At 38.2% G+C, this 16,911-nt stretch carries 13 protein-coding genes; 4 read left to right on the top strand and 9 right to left on the bottom strand.

What is annotated here, in order from left to right; genetic code table 11:
- Nucleotides 1-151: 151 nt before the first annotated feature.
- Both RBU59_RS23105 and RBU59_RS23100 read right to left on the bottom strand, forming a co-directional pair.
- The gene (locus RBU59_RS23105) at nt 152-1,948 is read right to left on the bottom strand and encodes a DUF4097 family beta strand repeat-containing protein (RefSeq protein ID WP_308144827.1); all 1,797 of its coding nucleotides are present in this window, start codon (nt 1,946-1,948) and stop codon (nt 152-154) included.
- A gap of 10 nt (nt 1,949-1,958) precedes the next feature.
- A complete protein-coding gene (locus tag RBU59_RS23100) occupies nt 1,959-2,264 on the bottom strand; it encodes a PadR family transcriptional regulator (protein WP_308144826.1) in 306 nt (101 codons plus the stop codon).
- A gap of 372 nt (nt 2,265-2,636) precedes the next feature.
- On the opposite strand from RBU59_RS23100, the gene RBU59_RS23095 reads away from it, so the two are divergent.
- The gene (locus RBU59_RS23095) at nt 2,637-3,392 is read left to right on the top strand and encodes a 2-oxo acid dehydrogenase subunit E2 (RefSeq protein ID WP_308144825.1); all 756 of its coding nucleotides are present in this window, start codon (nt 2,637-2,639) and stop codon (nt 3,390-3,392) included.
- 5 nt (nt 3,393-3,397) lie between these two features.
- A complete protein-coding gene (locus RBU59_RS23090; protein ID WP_308144824.1) occupies nt 3,398-4,276 on the top strand; it encodes a LysR family transcriptional regulator in 879 nt (292 codons plus the stop codon).
- On the opposite strand, the gene RBU59_RS23085 is transcribed toward RBU59_RS23090, so the two are convergent.
- From RBU59_RS23085 to RBU59_RS23060, 7 genes are all read right to left on the bottom strand, one after another.
- Nucleotides 4,277-5,293 carry an AraC family transcriptional regulator gene (locus RBU59_RS23085; RefSeq protein WP_308144823.1) on the bottom strand — a complete coding sequence of 339 codons (1,017 nt, stop codon included), beginning with the start codon at nt 5,291-5,293 and terminating at the stop codon, nt 4,277-4,279.
- Nucleotides 5,294-5,606: 313 nt separating this feature from the next.
- Nucleotides 5,607-7,289, bottom strand: a complete 1,683-nt coding sequence (locus RBU59_RS23080; protein WP_308144822.1) for a glycoside hydrolase family 13 protein — start codon at nt 7,287-7,289, stop codon at nt 5,607-5,609.
- Nucleotides 7,290-7,441: 152 nt separating this feature from the next.
- Nucleotides 7,442-7,588 carry a glutaminase domain-containing protein gene (locus tag RBU59_RS28890; RefSeq protein WP_442871695.1) on the bottom strand — a complete coding sequence of 49 codons (147 nt, stop codon included), beginning with the start codon at nt 7,586-7,588 and terminating at the stop codon, nt 7,442-7,444.
- A 45-nt stretch (nt 7,589-7,633) separates the two neighbouring features.
- On the bottom strand, nt 7,634-9,529 hold the full coding sequence (locus RBU59_RS23075; RefSeq protein WP_308144821.1) for a hypothetical protein: 1,896 nt from the start codon (nt 9,527-9,529) through the stop codon (nt 7,634-7,636).
- Between the two features lie 101 nt (nt 9,530-9,630).
- Nucleotides 9,631-11,382, bottom strand: a complete 1,752-nt coding sequence (locus RBU59_RS23070; protein WP_308144820.1) for an extracellular solute-binding protein — start codon at nt 11,380-11,382, stop codon at nt 9,631-9,633.
- A 75-nt stretch (nt 11,383-11,457) separates the two neighbouring features.
- Nucleotides 11,458-12,342, bottom strand: a complete 885-nt coding sequence (locus RBU59_RS23065) for a carbohydrate ABC transporter permease (protein ID WP_308144819.1) — start codon at nt 12,340-12,342, stop codon at nt 11,458-11,460.
- Nucleotides 12,343-12,357: 15 nt separating this feature from the next.
- On the bottom strand, nt 12,358-13,314 hold the full coding sequence (locus RBU59_RS23060) for an ABC transporter permease subunit (protein WP_308144818.1): 957 nt from the start codon (nt 13,312-13,314) through the stop codon (nt 12,358-12,360).
- Nucleotides 13,315-13,500: 186 nt separating this feature from the next.
- On the opposite strand from RBU59_RS23060, the gene RBU59_RS23055 reads away from it, so the two are divergent.
- Nucleotides 13,501-15,336, top strand: a complete 1,836-nt coding sequence (locus RBU59_RS23055) for a sensor histidine kinase (protein WP_308144817.1) — start codon at nt 13,501-13,503, stop codon at nt 15,334-15,336.
- Nucleotides 15,321-16,883: a response regulator transcription factor gene (locus RBU59_RS23050; RefSeq protein ID WP_308144816.1), complete on the top strand. Its 1,563-nt coding sequence runs from the start codon at nt 15,321-15,323 to the stop codon at nt 16,881-16,883. Before RBU59_RS23055 ends, RBU59_RS23050 begins: the two co-directional genes overlap by 16 nt.
- Nucleotides 16,884-16,911 lie beyond the last annotated feature (28 nt).

The following is a 16,911-nucleotide window of genomic DNA, read 5'->3' as shown; positions in this document are numbered from 1 at the left end:
GTTTTGGTGCTGCAATTCTCCGGTTTTCTGTGACAATACATTCACAAAAAACACGTCGCGTTTATTGGCCTGTGAACAGTAACAATTTCAGCTCTATAAAGAACGACAGAACCAGATGAATCTTTGGCACTTATAATAAGACAAGAGCTCGTTAATCAGCTACATGGATATCACCGCTAACTGAACTTAGAGTCAGTTCACTTCCCTGATTTCCATAGGAGTAAGTTCCTGTTTTTAGATTTCTCTGATGCATATTGTCATAATTAATATATAATGCTCCGGAGGTGGTTCTGGATTTGATACAATATCCATGGTTATAGTTTTTCAAAATGATATTAACATTTCCGCTTGTACTGCCGGACTCTAATATAATATCTCCATTGCAATTAACTTCAACATTTCCGCTCTTGGAACTTGCGTGGCATCTCTTCACATTAACTTCAGCATTTACATTACCACTCGTACTGCTGGCTCTCAGTCCATCACCGATTATTTGATTAAGCTTTATATTACCGCTTATATTACTGATATCTGCGTTGTTCATTGTAAATTCTTTAATACCTATATTTCCGCTTGTACTTCTGAATTTACATTCCCCAGCTTTAATCTCACTGATATCCAGGTTCCCGCTGAAAGAACTGGTATCGATTACATCACCCATTATATTTCCGGCCTTAATATCACCGCTGGAACTCTTCATGGAAAGGAACTTGGCTTCTATGTTCTTTGCTGTAATATCTCCGCTCATAGTACCAGCGCTTAATTGAATACTGTTTATGTCATCCAGTCTGATATCTCCGCTGGAAACTTTAATTTTAAGATCGGTTGTATATGCACGATCAATATAAACATCACCGCTTGCTGCAGCAGCTGACATTCGATCCGAATTTATCTCTGCGATCTTAATGCTGCCACTTGCTGTTTTAAAGTCAATATTACTCATATGCTCCGGCAGCTCAATATTAATATTGATGGAATTGAGTTTTGGGTTAAACAAAAATACTGCTTTCCCAACCCTGCGGATTCCTGCGTAAACTGTATTTCCCTCCTTGAAACTATAGAACTCATACATCTGCCGCTGTCTCTCATTACCATTGTTTACATAACTGATATTTACTTTGCCATTGGATGATTTCTGTACATTGATATCAGCACAGATACCATCGACAATCAGATTTAATCCTTTGTCTGCTTTTTTAACTTCCTCATTCTCATCAGCTTCGGGTTTTGGTTCTTCCATGTTCTTCCCACTGCTTTCCTCTTCTGTTCCATTGCTTGTAGATTCTGCTTCATTATTTTCATTTTCTACATCTGTTTGAACATGGTTAAAGGATTGATCTTCCGATTCCTTAGCAAAACTAACTTTATCCTCACATGCTTCTTCTGTATCCTCAGATGTCTCATAACTTTTTGTTACATTATCCGTATAACCCTCTGCATTCCACTTATTGGATTCATAAGACCCGCTGCCCTGATTCTTAAAATAGCTATCTGCAAAATTATTTATGGAGGAAGTTGCCTGATCTAAAGTACTCTTTAATGTACGGCTGATCTCATTTACATCAATTTTGCTGATTGCATCTCCTGCTGTATCCAGGGCATTATTGATTGCATCACCAATCTTTTCACTATCAATACTGTTATGAATGTTAGAATACCATTCTTTAAAGGTATTACTTTTTGTATTTGCCTGATCATGAAATGATTTCTTTTCCTCTTTATTTTCCTCTTTATTATTCTCCTTCTTATCTGTATTGTAGGCTTCTTTAATTTCCTCAACTAAATCATCGATTGCTCCCAGATCTTCGCAGATTTGTTCTTCGCTTTTACCGTTTTCCATACCGGCTTGAAAATGTTCTTCATAATCTGATACTATTTCATCCATTACACTTTCATCTACATCTTTTAAAGCCTTTTTTAATATATTTAAATATTCCGTTTTATTCATATCCATCCTCCTATTCAATAATTCCTTGTACGACTTCTATAAATTCCAGCCACTCCTTCTTCTGGGCTGCCTGATAGGTTCTTCCTTTGTCCGTCAGATGATAATATTTCCTGGCTGGACCTCCTCCGGATTCTACTAAATATGTTTCTACGTATGTTTCATCTTTTAGGCGTTTTAAAATAAGATACAAGGTCCCAGTTGAAATCACCATTTGTTTTGATATTGCTTCTGTTAATTCATATCCATATCGGTCTGCTTCAACTAATTTTGACAGCACACATAATTCTAATACACCTTTTTTATATTGCGCATTCATATATCGACTCCTTTCCACTTGTTTCACAAGTGCTTTTCTTTTTGCGATGTTAAATCTGCCTTTACTAGATAAAACTATTATTAATATCTTATTATGTCTTAGTTTTAAATATATAATATCACTAACTATTATACATTGCAATATAGTATTTATAAATTAATACTTTTTTTATTAATATATTATCAATTGTTCTAAAGTATTCCTAATGCTTACCTTATAAATTAAGCTGAATAGTATCAATTTACCTATATTTATTAAATCCGCCAATAAAACAGTCAGAGGATTAATAGATTTAAAGCTATATATATATTTATAATTATAGATTGATATCTATCTAAACTAAGACTAATATAAAGAAAAGGAGATGTTAAAATGCAAATAACAATGTCGCAAAGAGATCTTATGTTCCGTAAATTTCAAATCAGGAAATTTAGCAGGAAAAATATGGTTCCTGCAGTAACTATGACCGTAAATGTGGATGCAAGTCAAATACTTAAATTAAAAGAGCATTTAAATAACAGAGACAATAATAACCCTCACATCACTATTACTCATATAATTACAAAAGCGGTGGCTGATACTCTAGTGCAATATCCTATTCTTTACAGCTTTTTTAACGGTAACGAGATAATTGAAAACAAGGAACTAATTTTAAACATACCTGTCGATGTTGAATCCCATGTGGAGTACATAACGATACACAGACCCGAATCCAAAACGATTGATGAAATATCCAGAGAATTTTATAAAGAACTTACTCATATCAATTCGGGCAACGGCACTTATATGAAATTCCTCCTTCAGCTAAACGAGATGTCTTTATTCCGTAAAATTATGTATTTCTGTGGGTCAGAAGGAAAGATACGCTTTTTACGAGAACATTATGGAATTTTTCCAATTTCAAATTTCGGTTCTTTCCATGTAAACAGTGGCACTTTAACCATTTCACAACCATTGGTTGCCGCACTTTGTATTGGAGCTATAGATAATGAGCGAGACCATTCCTTTATACCATTAACCTTAACCTTTGACCACAGACCAGTAGATGGAGCTTATGCCGGGAAATTTTTACACAACGTAAGAACACTATTAGAAATGCCTGATTTAATTCTTAAAGAGGGGTGGTGACATATATGGAATTACTGCAGCTAAAGTATTTCCAGACAGCCGCTAGAACACAAAATTTTTCTCAGGCTGCCGATTTGCTTAACATTTCACAGCCATCACTAAGTATTACGATTGCAAGATTGGAAGATGAATTAAAAGTTAATTTGTTTGACAGAAAAGGAAGAAATGTACTGCTAAATGAGGCAGGAACAATATTTTTACGCAGAGTTAATGCTATATTCAGCGAACTGGATAATGCTATAAACGAGGTTGCCGATATAGCAGGGGAACAGTCCAGGCATATATCACTTTCAACAACTGGCACCCCATTACTCTCAGGCATTTTAAAGAACTACATTAAATTACATCCGGAAGTAATGATAAAGCAGAAATGCGGTTTATTGGAATCGGTCGAGAAAGAGCTGGTTTCCGGTGTAATCGATTTCTGCATTACACTTCCGGCTATTCAGGGTGAAAACTTGCAATGCAAAATTCTTAAGGAGGATGAAATCGTTCTTATTGTTCCGCAAAACCACCGATTTGCTCAAAGAGAATCAATTAAACTTTCGGAAGCCGCTGACGATTATTTTATCTCTTTGCCGCCTAATTACAACTTCAGGAAAGTTGCTGATTCTATTTGTGAAACGGCAGGATTTGTACCAAAGGTGTTATTTGAAATAGATGACATACTGATACAGGAAATGATTGAATTGGAAAAGGGTATCGCTTTATTGCCGTTCTATATTGTAAACCGGCCGCATATCAGAAAGCATAATCTTCGAATGATAAAAATCGAGGAACCAGACACTCATATTCAAATTGGCCTCTCCTGGCAGAAAAACAGGTACTTATCTGAAAAAGCAAAACAATTCCGCAACTATATTATCCAGAACTATCAATTATAATCACAAGTTTAGTGGCTTTATAACAAGGTAAGGCTCAACTTCTGCTGTTAAAACATCCCAATCAATAGGTACATCCCACCTGCCAAATACATAACCTAAATTAGTATTCAAATCCTGAAGCGTATGTCCGGCTAAATCCCAGCTATATTTATAGGTTACATTACTAAGTTCCTCCGAACCAAGATTACCGGACATATAAATCTCTCGATAGTCAGAGGGAACACATTCCACACGCTTTTTAAACAATTTACTAAAGGACTGATAATCACTGAATCCGCATTCCCCGCTTATCTGGGAGATACTCTTATTGCTTGATAATATCAGATATTTTGCCCTGTCAATCCTTTTAGTTATAATATATTCACGCAATGACATCCCGATATAATTTTTAATAAAGTGTGAAAAATAGGTTACACTTAAATGTTCTTTGGAAGCAAGTTCTGTTATTTTTAACTCTTTCGTAAAATTTTTATCAACGTAAGACATGATGCGGTCCAGCCTTCTCATATTCTCATCTTTTAAAAGATTACGGTGGTCATAACGTACATAATGCGGGTAATAACGAATAATTAAAGCAAGCATTTCATTTAATAATCCTATGACCGCAATTTCATAAGCATCTTTTTTATCTTTATATTCCAATACTATCCTTGCAGCACAGCTTCTAATGGCTTCATAAACATTTTTATTTGCTTCCGTCTGTACGTCCGGTGAAAATCTAATATAATGACTGAAATCTTCATAATAACCAATAAAGAAATCCGGATTGATCTGGAATACAATATGCAGATTTTCCCCGTTCACCCCATCTGAGCAATGGCAGCAATTACTATTGATCAATAACATCTCCCCGGTTCCGATTAGCTGGCTTTCACCCTCTACGGTTATATTTATTACACCCTTTAATACTAAAATAATCTCAATAGCAGAATGCCAGTGTTCCCCACTGTGTTCCGTCCCCACAAGTAAAACTTTTACCGGCATAGATTTGTTATATTGTATATTCTCATACCACATATTACTCTTCCCCCTTAAAAATACCTAATACTTATTAACAGAATTCTTATATTAATATCCATTCATAGTAACCTGTTGTAATCTAATAATATAACAAAATACACTTTTTTTAAATCCTGAAAATCGTCATTATTACAGTTCATCCTTAGGGCTAAACTCTAACAGTCTGCCCCTGTATTAGAAGTGGTTAAAAAATGAAACGGAGAAATGCTATCACATTTTCTCCGTTTCATTATTAATAGACTTAATAACTCTTAGCGGGCATCAAGTCCGACAAAAGAAATTATTAATCTAAATTCCGCTGTTTAATTTATTAATTAAATAATTTATATACCTTTGCTTCATATGGCCGCAAATTAATATCACAAATCGTATCCAAACTACGGTCGGCATAATTAGAAATCACTAATTGCTGGAACTTATATGATTCCCCACCTGTCCATAAGAATCTGGTTTCATCCTTAGAAAAATTGAGGACAACAAGGAATTTTTCCTCTCCGTCACCTCTTAAATAAGCAAAAACCCTCTCATCTTCCTCAGCAAGCAATTCGAAACCGCCATATACCAGAACTAAATTATCCTTGCGTAGTTTTATCATATCACGGTAATAATGATAGATAGACCCTTTATCACTCTCCGCCTGGGCTACATTGATTTCTTTATAATTCTGATTCACTTTAATCCACGGTGTACCTTTCGTGAACCCTGCGTTCTCAGATTCATCCCATTGCATAGGTGTCCTGGAATTGTCTCTGCTGAAACTGTGAATTCTCTCAAGCATTTCTTCGGAAGTAACCCCATTGCTTAATTCGGAATTGTAGGTATTAAATGTACTGATATCCCTGTAATCATCTATCGAATCAAAAGCCACATTAGTCATACCGATTTCCTCTCCCTGATAAATATAGGGAGTTCCTCTAAGCGTCAGTAAGAAAGTAGCTAACATCTTAGCTGATTCTACTCTGTATTCCTTATCGTCAGCAAAACGTGACAAGGCTCTTGGCTGGTCATGGTTCATTAAAAACTGGGAGTTCCAGCCTATACCATCCAGCAATTGATCTTTTTCAAGAAATATCTTTTTAAAATCGGACAATTTCCAATCTATTTTCTTCATATTTCCCGCCATCAGATCCATATCCAGACACACATGTTCCATTCGGAAAATCATATTCAGCTCATTACGGTCTTCGCCAACGGTTTTTATTACTTCATCCCCGGTAGTTCCTAAGCATTCGCCAACTGTCATGCAGTCATACCTGCTAAGCACTTCCCGGTTCATCTCCTGCATATATTCATGAAAACGCGGACCATTAATCACATAGGATAACTGTTCTAAGAAATTATCCGCATTGGGCATACCTGGCATTTTCGATATCATATTAATAACGTCCATTCTGAAACCGTCAATCCCTATTTCAAACCACCAGTTCATAAGGTCGTATATGCTTTTCCTTACTTTTTCATTTTCCCAGTTTAAATCCGGCTGCTTATCTGCAAATAAGTGCAGGTAGTATTCTCCGGTTGTTTCATCATATTTCCACGCTTTACCTCCGAAGAAAGCCATCCAGTTATTTGGTTCTTTACCGTCCTTAGCCGGTTTCCAAATGTAATAATCTCTGAACGGATTATCTTTTGACTTTCTGGATTCTATAAACCATTCATGTTCATCCGATGTATGGTTGGCTACAAGATCCATAATCAGTTTTATCCCCTTTTTATGAGCCCCAGCTATTAATTCTTTCATATCGTTGATATCGCCGAATTCATCCATAATGTTACGGTAATCGGATATGTCATATCCATTATCACAGTTAGGGGATTTGTAGACAGGACATAACCATATAACATCGACACCAATACTGTGTACATAGTCTAATTTTGATATAATACCTCTTAAATCCCCGATTCCATCCCCATTAGAATCCATAAAACTTCTGGGATATATCTGATATACAACTGCTTCTTTCCACCATTTTCTTTTTATTCCCGGTAACATAATATACACCCTCCTAAGTTCCATATTTTGTAAAGTAATTATATCATATTTTGCAGCTTGTTCAAATATGTTTACTTGCCAAAGTGTATGTAATTATTTGCTGTATTTTTATTACCGGCAGTATTTTGTAAAATCACAGACTGTATGCTGCATTACCGGAAATGTTTTTCCAGTAAAAGCTTAATGAATAACCCTCCTTGTACACTGCGGTGCTGAAATCCGATCTGCTTGGCAGTAACAGTATCATACCAGTCCGTCATAGGAACTCTCGATTCCGATTCATGATAAGCTCTCCACAACGGATACCCTGACTATTCCTTTTCTTCCGATCTCATTACCCTGCTCTATAAGCCCCTCTTTTCCACAACTACTTTAAGACTTTCTCCGGCATCCAGCGTATAGCTGTTCTCTTGAGAAAGCAGCGTATCCTTAATATACAATTTTTTATCAGGATACAAGAATTGGAGCTTAAGACGTATTGTCCGACTGCAAGCAGCAGTATTTTTCACCGTAAATTCATTTGCTTTGTATTCGTATTCAAGTTCGTAGTTTTCCGCAATAACAGTTCCAAAGCTGTCAAGTGTGGGGCATAACTCAATGTCCACATCTAATCCCTGTGACAATCCCAGGAATTCCTTTGTCAGCACCCAGATGAATACGTTTGGATATTCATAATAATAAGCAGCTCCATGCCAATTTTTATCATCCTTATAATAAACATGGTTCATATCATAACGCTCTCCCATACGGTATCCGTCTGTCTCCGCCTGTGCGGCGACCTGCTTAAGTTGATTCTTTAGTACATCGCCCCTGCCAAGAAATGCCCAGTAAGCTGCATCCCAGCACCAGTACCGTCCGGCGGCACATAGATCGTAAGGCCCTCCGCTGCCGATTTCATCCGGAGTATAATCGGCAATGAAAGGGGATAAAAAGGTAGGGAAGCGTTGGAATTCCTCAAAATTATTTTCTATAAGGGTTTTTATGGCTTCGGTTTGGACCTGGTCTGTATATCCGAATAATACCGGTAGACAATTAGCCAGCAGATGGATGTGATCATGTACTTTTCCGTTTCGGTCAATCCAATCCACAAAACGGCTGTGTTTCTCATCCCAAAAGCCATGGGGTACCGGTTTAATAAGAGTCTGTGCTATTTTAGAAGCCAGATTACGGAATCTGTCCTTGGCTTCGGTACGTCCCAAATGCTGTTCCAGTTGTGCTAACCGTTCCAGGCCATGGGCTGCCATAGCTGCTGACATACATTCCATGCCGTCCTTTATTACCTGATCCTCATAAAACACGTCCGACCACAGTTTTCCGTTACGGTCCGTCAAATGCTGTATCAGGGAAGCCGCTCCCTCCAGATCTCCTATATGAGCTTTTAGCCAGGTGTTATTTTTAGTAGCTGCGTAATACATCCATGCGGTATCCAGAATCTCAACATTTCCTGTAATCAGGAACATTTCGGCATTTTCTGAACGGTCCATGCTATCTCTGCGTACATGATATTCCCGTTCCCCCTTAGGCTGAACGGCACATGGATTTCGCCAGAGTCCCACCGGATCTTCTCTCATCATACGAAACTGCAGATTCATCATCCTCTCCACAACGGCCAATTCGCAACTGCCATGTACTGCAATCCGCCCTTTACATTGAAATTCATGATCCACGTCAGGATAAGTCCCTGCGTACTCACCGGGCTGCAGTGTACTAAGAACATAACCTTCCCTGATTGGGTAATCTGTTGCATCTGTTTGTTCAATCACAGACGGCAGCAGGGTATCCCAGTAAAACCGGGCGTAGGCTTTTTCAAATAGTTCACCGTCTTCAAACTGCAGAGACAATCGTTTTCCAAAAATGTCGCAGGCCGGCCATCCGCTGTAACAGGTGAGTGTATAGTTCCCGGGCTCAAGTATTACCTCTGCCCCTGATTGAACCGTATATGCAATTTTTTCTCCTTGTCCGCTGATGCACACTGTTTTTCCCAAAGAATCATTTTCAGGTAAAATCCACAAATTTCCATTATAGCTTATCTTTGATGTTTTTTTTGAGAGACATAGATGATACAATTCCGATTCCTTTTTCCGGATACCAACCACACGGGAAAAATCAAAGCTAAGGCAGACCTCCTGATCTTGACATAGCAATGAATATTCTTCTTTCTCCTTCTTTTCTTCTAAATAGAATTTACCTTCTTTGATTACAAAAGGTAAACTTCCTGATTTTTTGTTATTTTGATCCATTCCTTTCCTCCATGACAGTTAATTTTCCCCATAAAACACTCAAGTATAAAATACAGGTCGGGAATGGAAAGGAGTAATCCCTGCATTCCCGGCCAATGTTTTTATTTCATGCTTTTCAGCTTTTCCTGGTATTGTGTATTATAGAATGATTCTACTCTATCCATACCAAGTTCATCTATCTGAGCAATGAACTTAGTATACTCTGCTTTCCAGTCCTCTGCAAATACCATAGCCGGTACTTCCAATTGAAGTAATTCATGAGCTTTTTGCAATATAATTCCCTCATCACTGGCCGGATCAGGAGATTGGAAATCAAGTTCCGGTACATATACTACTTTCGGTCCATAGACCTTGTTGAAATTTGCCATTTTTTCATTACTGGTATCCCACCAGGGCAGATTCCATAACATTTCGTTACAGGCAATCCAATATTCCCCCAGACCGTTTTTAGCAGCTACACCGCTCCAATCTGCATTTTTATCTTTTACATAATCAGGAAGCATAGTGGGTTTGCCGTCTACAAGATGCCATTGGGGTCCTTTCACAACATCACCGCTGTAAGTATCTCCCTGAACTCCCCAGGATACATCCTGATGTCCCTCAACTGAACTCATATATTCCAGAAAACGGATAGCACGATCAGGGTTTGCGCATTTTTTGCTGATTACAGTGGCAAGCCAGCCTGCACCTGTTCGAATCTGCTTGTAAGTATCCAACGGTCCTACAATGGTATACTGGGTATCCGGATTGTCTCCCGGTACTTTTTCGCCGTCGGAAATAACCCAGGTATAGGAAATAACATCGCCTCTTGTAATCTTAGCATTATTTACATCTTTTGAATCAATAAACGGGTCCTGGTTTAATAAACCTTTTGTCTGCAATTCATGTAAGAATCCAATAGTGTTCTGGAATTCCTGACTGCGTGCCTGCCAACGGATTTGACCGCCCTGATCAGTCATATTGTTACTCATACCAAACTGAACTCCTAAGTTCCCCATAGATGCATTAAGCGCTAATGTGCTTGCAGAAACTGCATTATCCGCAGGATAAAAAGCGATCTTATCCGGGTGGTTCGCATGCATTTTCTCCAGTGCAGAAATAAAATCTTTCTGTGTTTTTATCTCCGGAGATCCGATTTCTTCGTAGTAATCTTTCCGTACTGACATTACAGGCTGATTGGTACCAACCATCTGATCATATTCTCTCGCTGCCTTTTGCCATGCTTCGCCTTGTACCCAGGTGGTGAAGCGGTATGTTTTACCGTCCTTAGAACGATAGTTCTGTAAAATTTCTTTTGGAAGAACATCCCTCATTTTGGGTGCATATTGATCAATCAAATCATCCAGTGACCAAACCAGTCCTGCGTCAATCATCTTTTGCAGCGCCGGGTCATTCCTGTCAATTGTCATAATATCCGGTAACTGATCCCCTGCAATCATCATGTTTAGTTTCTGTCCGTCATCCGAAACCGGTTTGGTCAGCTCTAAATCAACACCGGTCTTCTCCGTTACCCTGCGTGCTGTTTCATCATCCCAATTAAGACCAAACCATGAAAAGTTTACATAGTAGGATAATTTAATAGGTGAAGTATCTTTCTTCCATTCGAGATCTGCCGGATCTGCCTGCCAGCCTATCTTCTCCCAGTCAATATCCTGCTGAACATTTGATTGCTCTGTTGTTTTGGATGCTCCGTTATCTGTTGTTCCGTTATCCGATGTGCTTTCAGCGGATACGGTTTCATCCGTAGTATTACTTACTTTCGTTTCGGAATTTGATTTACAGCCTGCCAGCATACTCATGGTCAGTACCACTGTTAAAAGCAATGCTGAAATTCTTAACTTTCTTTTTTTCATAGTAATCCTCCAATTTTTTTATTTTAAGGGATAAACCCTTAAGAACTATCCCCTCCGTAACTTCCCCTTTTATACTCAGCCTTTTACAGAACCGATCATCATTCCTTTCACAAAATATTTCTGGATATATGGATAAACAATAGTTATGGGTGCTACCGCAATCACAAGCATTGCATATCGGATTGATTCGGGAGTGGTGACCGTAGCCGAACTCGATACGGAAATGACTTTCTGTAATTCCTGCTGAGCCTGGGTCAAGGACATTGTACGCATCAGTACGGCGGGCAGTGTCATTAGTTTTTCATTTGTGATAAAGAATGCCGGATGGAACCAGTCATTCCAATGCCATACCCCAGCAAACAATGCTAATGTGGCAATAATAGGCATTGATAACGGCATAACGATTCGAAATAGAACTACAAATTCATTCGCACCATCGATTTTAGCCGACTCCGTCAAAGCTTCAGGCAGCTCACTGATAAACGAGACAAACAATACAATATAATAGAACTGGAATATATTAGGTAAAATATAAACTAAAAACTTATTTAATAACCCAATTTCGCTGTACAACAGATAAGAGTACACCACGCTGGTAGGAAAATATAAAGTAACCAATCCAAAAATCATATAAAATTTACGACCTATTAGTTTTTTATTAGAAAGAGCGTATGCAGCCATAGAGGTACCTATAATGGCAACCACAGTGCCCACAACAGTTCGTAATACAGTCATAGCGAAAGAACCCAGCAGGCTTTTATTGCGGAAAACTATCGCATAATTCTCCAGTGTGAAGGCCCGCGGCCATAAATAGATTCCACCGCTTACGGCATCCTTGCCTTCGTTGAATGAATTAATAAGGCAGTAATAAATCGGATATAATGTCACTACTAAAACTATGAGTGAAATACAAACGGTAACTATGTTAATTATACGGTCTTCTTTGCTTTTTGCAATCAAATCCACGTTCCTCCTTTACATAATGCCTGAGCCTAAGGTCTTTTTAGATGTTTTATTGGCCCAGTACAATAATAACACAGAAAGTACTGATAAAATCAGATTCGCAGCGGCAGCAAAGGAAAAGCGCAGCTGATTTAATCCTGTGTTTACTACAAAAGTCTGTAATACATACGATGTGGCATGATTAAATGAATTTCCAAGCAGGTAAGACTGGTTAAAGTTGGAACCAACCGGACCGCCGCTAAGAAGATTACCCATATTTAATACAAACAGCGCACCTATCGTTCCGGATATGGACCGCAGGGTTATGCTGAACATTCTTCTTAATCTGCCGGCGCCATCCACGGATGCGGCTTCATATAATTCAGGGCTGATTCCTGAGATTGCTGCCAGATAGATAATGGCATTCCAACCGGTTTCCTGCCAGCAGTCAATAACCACTCCGATCCACCAGAACCATTTGGAATCAGTTAAAAAATCAACTGGTTTAGAAACGATACCGATTTTAAGAAACAAGTCATTGATAGGGCCTCTGCTGTCCAAAAATACCATCCATAAGGTTGCAACAATTACATAGGATAAAAAATGCGGTAAATAACTTCCTGTCTGGGTCAATTTCTTAAGTTTTGTAAATGGTAGTTCATTTAATACCAAGGCAAGCACAATAGGCATTGTAAAGGTGAAAACAAATTTCAGTAAACTCATCCCAAAGGTATTACGCAATGCCATATAAAAATCCTTATCCTGAAACAATTCCTTAAAATATTTGAGACCTGCCCAACTATTTCCAAAGAAACCATCCGATAAATCATAATTTAAAAAGGCATTTGCCAGGCCAAAAATCGGAATATAAGAAAAAATAAAGAAAAATATAATTGCCGGTATAATCATTGCCTGCAACTGCCACTGCTTTGCAAAATCACGTATATTAAATTTCCTGCTGTCTGATTTTGATAACTTTTTTTGCATCATGTCTCCTCCACTACTACTTGTTTTCACGAAAAAAAAATGATAGAATAATAAAACAAATTGGTTTTTCGTCAAATTCCATAAATTGTTTTTGCGTTTCTTGTATAAATTATATCTTTTTAACATTGCTAAATCAGTAAACAATAATTGGATTTAGTATATTTTTTTCAGTTATAGGAGACCAATACAATGAATATGTTTCACAAACTATCACGTTCTACGAGTTACAAAACTAAATTAATGTTATGCTATTTATGTTCCATATCTTTTCCTATTGTCTTAGGCCTGGTATATTTATATAATACGATGGTAGCCAATGCAGGCCAGCCGTTACTTAATACGATTTACCAGCGTCTGGAACAGGAGCGGTCGGGTGTGGAAAAGATAGTGGAGGACATACAGAAGTCTGCACATCTGTTATCCACCCAAACCGATATTAACCGTTTTTTTATCCGTAACTATTACGACCCTGTAGACTTAATCAAAACTATGAATTACCAGATAATGCCTACTCTTTCCTGGTTTGAAGCAAACGAAAAATCCGGTCAGGAATTCCGCTTTATCACCGAAAACTCAAATCTCCCGGAAAGTGAATTCTGGGAACAGGCCTCCCAATACGAGAAAGAGTCCTGGTACCTAACCGCCGTTGAAAAAAGTAAAGCCGGAGGTTATTACCGTGAGGTTTGGCACCCCGCCAGAAAGCATCGGTATTCTTCCAATAAACACTCACCGGTATACACCTGGTTCTACCCTCTGTTATCATCCAATAACGGTAATATCACTCTGTTGGAAGTATCTATTGATGCGAAGCATCTATTTGAGGGTATTAACAAAACACCGATTGCAGGGAGCGGTTTTTTATTTACCGCCTATCATGATAACCTGATTTATACAGGCGATAAACAGACAGATCTGTCCGCCTGGCTTAAGTCCGAAGAAGCGGGGAAGCTCATTCATGAAAAGGAAGAATCAAAAAGGACAATTCATTTAAACGGCAAGTCCTATTATATCTCAACGTTATGGATTAAAAATCTGGATACTGTCCTTGGCTGTATTGTACCGCAGGAAGAGATTGATGCACCTGCCAGAGCTGCAAGAAATGGTTTTACCGCAGTTTCACTCGGAATTATACTGGCGATTTTATTCATTTCGTATTTTGTTGCCACATTCCTGCTGCGCAGAATCCGTCGTATGTTAACTGCCGTAAAAACAATTCAAAAGGGTAATTTTGATATACGAATCCCTTTGTACGGTGAAGATGAAATCGATGAACTGGCTCAGGAAATTAATATTATGTCGGCTAAAATTAACGAACTGATAAATACAGTTTATATCTCTGAAAACCTGCAAAAAGAAAGCCAGCTGGCGGCTCTGCAATCCCAAATTAATCCGCATTTTCTCTTTAATACGCTTGAAACCATGAAAATGGCTGCGGAGCTTGGTGAGACTGAAAGGTTAAAAATTGGTCTTACCTCCCTTGGCGGTCTGATGCGCTACACTCTTTCCTCGACAAAAAATCCGGTATCTCTGGATATTGAGTTAAGAAACCTTTCTTATTACATGAACATACAAAATATGCTGCTTGATGATAAAATCAGTTTCCGGGTTGATATACCGGAATCTGTACAGAAAGAAGTGCAGATTCTGCCTTTAACTTTACAGCCTATTTTGGAAAACAGTATACAACATGGTTTTAAAAAGAGAATCGGAATACTGGAAATTGTTCTCACCGTTCACAGGACCGTTGCCGGAATCCTTCTTACTGTGTCTGACAACGGTTCCGGTATCAGCGAAGAATCTTTGCAAGTTCTTAAAGATGAATTAAAAAAAGACCAGCAGTCACAGAATACGAAAACACGCGGCGGAATCGGCCTTTGGAATGTAAACCGCCGTCTGGTTCTGACATTTGGAGAATCAAGTGCTTTACAGATAAAACAAAACCCTGCCGGTGGGGTAATCACTCGCATTTTTCTGCCTAATGACAATACGAAAACTAAGGAGGAAATCCAATGTACCGATTACTGATTGTTGAAGACGATTCCACAATCCGCCGGGGATTAGTGAAAATTATTGAAGAAATGGGTCTTCCTGTTGAAACTATCCAGGAAGCGGAAAATGGACAAAGTGCTTTAGCTTTGTGTGAAAGTTTCTTTCCGCATATTATAATCACTGATATCAGAATGCCCTTGATGGACGGTCTTGAGTTTATTGCAACAATTGATCAGGAACAACCCGGGCTTTCCTTTGTAATAATCAGCGGTTACAGCGATTTTGATTACGCAAAAAAAGCAATCCAGTATGGCGTAAAGGAATACCTTTTAAAACCTATTGAGAAAGAAGAACTTAAGACGGCTTTGCTCAGAATTATTGAACAACTAAAAGAGAAATCAGAAGCCGAGTCTAAGCGTATTAACGAAACTCTGGCTTATACGGAACAAATCCAACAGTTTGAGAAAAATCTGATGTGGGATATCATGACTGGGCAAAATACCCCCTCAGAGTTAAGTAGAAAAACTGAAATGTTAAAAAGCACAATACCGGATAAACCATTATTGATCGTGGCAGGATACGGTGAAAGATTTCAGATTATGGATTTCACCTCTATTCTCACCTTGGTTTTACCTGAATGGAAACTGCTTTTATGTAACACTACTGCCTACCGATACCACTATGCATTACTTTATTATGCTTCCGACGTTCCTTTACAGGCTAATACAGCAGAACAGTTTTGCAGAAGAATAACGACAGCTAAAAATACAGATTCTACGAAACACACCTTAGCTCTTATCTTTTCACCGGAACCCGACCAGATACCAGCCGCTTGTTTAACCTGCAGATCTTTACTTGATTCCCGCTTGGTTACACGAAATCTTGGTCAAGTACTTACAATATCCGATTTGCAATCTTCTGCCTCAATGGAAGATGCTTCATTCCTGTCACACCCTATTCGGCATGCAATGGATACAAATGATTATGTTATGATAGAACGGATTATTAAAGATTATTTTAACAATCTGTTAAAGGATCTAAACTGTACACCTGATATTTTAATCCGGCAGGCAAAAATCATTGAATTATCCGTACTTGCTTATACCGCCGAGCAATACCGTTACTATGAAAAGCAATTGAATCAGCTGCAAACCATCGAATTTCTTTTAAGTGCTTCACAAACAGCCAAAGATTTCATTGACGCAATTGTTTCCAGAATCACAACCATTGCAAAGAATTTCAAACCCTACGATACCATATCCCCGGTGGATCAGGTTCTGCAATATGTGAACCGGCATTATGCAAAAGATATTACTCTGGTATATGCCGCCAATCTTGCCAATATGAATACTAATTATTTCAGTACACTGTTTAAAAAGAAAACAGGGTTATCCTTTGTTGCATATTTGCAGCTGGTACGTATTCAGCATGCCAAAGAACTGCTTAAGGACCCTACTCTTAAGATCTATGAAATTGCAGAACGGATCGGATTTCAAAATGAAAAATATTTTATGAAAGTATTTAAATCAGTTGTAGGAAAAACACCTTCCGAATATAAACAGGATAATGAACATTTCACATAAACAAAAACTAGGTTGGATTGATTTACGT

Source organism: Anaerocolumna sp. MB42-C2 (genome assembly GCF_030913705.1).
Taxonomy (GTDB): domain Bacteria; phylum Bacillota; class Clostridia; order Lachnospirales; family Lachnospiraceae; genus Anaerocolumna.
The sequence above is the reverse complement of the archived record's forward strand: the minus strand, read 5'-3'. Positions and strand labels throughout refer to the sequence as shown.

Excerpts from the sequence above, each read along its gene's own strand:
- RBU59_RS23085 (WP_308144823.1), bottom strand. The coding sequence starts at position 5,293 with ATGTGGTATGAGAATATACAATATAACAAATCTATGCCGGTAAAAGTT.
- RBU59_RS23060 (WP_308144818.1), bottom strand. The coding sequence starts at position 13,314 with ATGATGCAAAAAAAGTTATCAAAATCAGACAGCAGGAAATTTAATATA.
- RBU59_RS23100 (WP_308144826.1), bottom strand. The coding sequence starts at position 2,264 with ATGAATGCGCAATATAAAAAAGGTGTATTAGAATTATGTGTGCTGTCA.
- RBU59_RS23070 (WP_308144820.1), bottom strand. The coding sequence starts at position 11,382 with ATGAAAAAAAGAAAGTTAAGAATTTCAGCATTGCTTTTAACAGTGGTA.
- RBU59_RS23050 (WP_308144816.1), top strand. The coding sequence starts at position 15,321 with ATGTACCGATTACTGATTGTTGAAGACGATTCCACAATCCGCCGGGGA.
- RBU59_RS23080 (WP_308144822.1), bottom strand. The coding sequence starts at position 7,289 with ATGTTACCGGGAATAAAAAGAAAATGGTGGAAAGAAGCAGTTGTATAT.
- RBU59_RS23105 (WP_308144827.1), bottom strand. The coding sequence starts at position 1,948 with ATGAATAAAACGGAATATTTAAATATATTAAAAAAGGCTTTAAAAGAT.
- RBU59_RS23095 (WP_308144825.1), top strand. The coding sequence starts at position 2,637 with ATGCAAATAACAATGTCGCAAAGAGATCTTATGTTCCGTAAATTTCAA.
- RBU59_RS23075 (WP_308144821.1), bottom strand. The coding sequence starts at position 9,529 with ATGGATCAAAATAACAAAAAATCAGGAAGTTTACCTTTTGTAATCAAA.
- RBU59_RS23090 (WP_308144824.1), top strand. The coding sequence starts at position 3,398 with ATGGAATTACTGCAGCTAAAGTATTTCCAGACAGCCGCTAGAACACAA.
- RBU59_RS23055 (WP_308144817.1), top strand. The coding sequence starts at position 13,501 with ATGAATATGTTTCACAAACTATCACGTTCTACGAGTTACAAAACTAAA.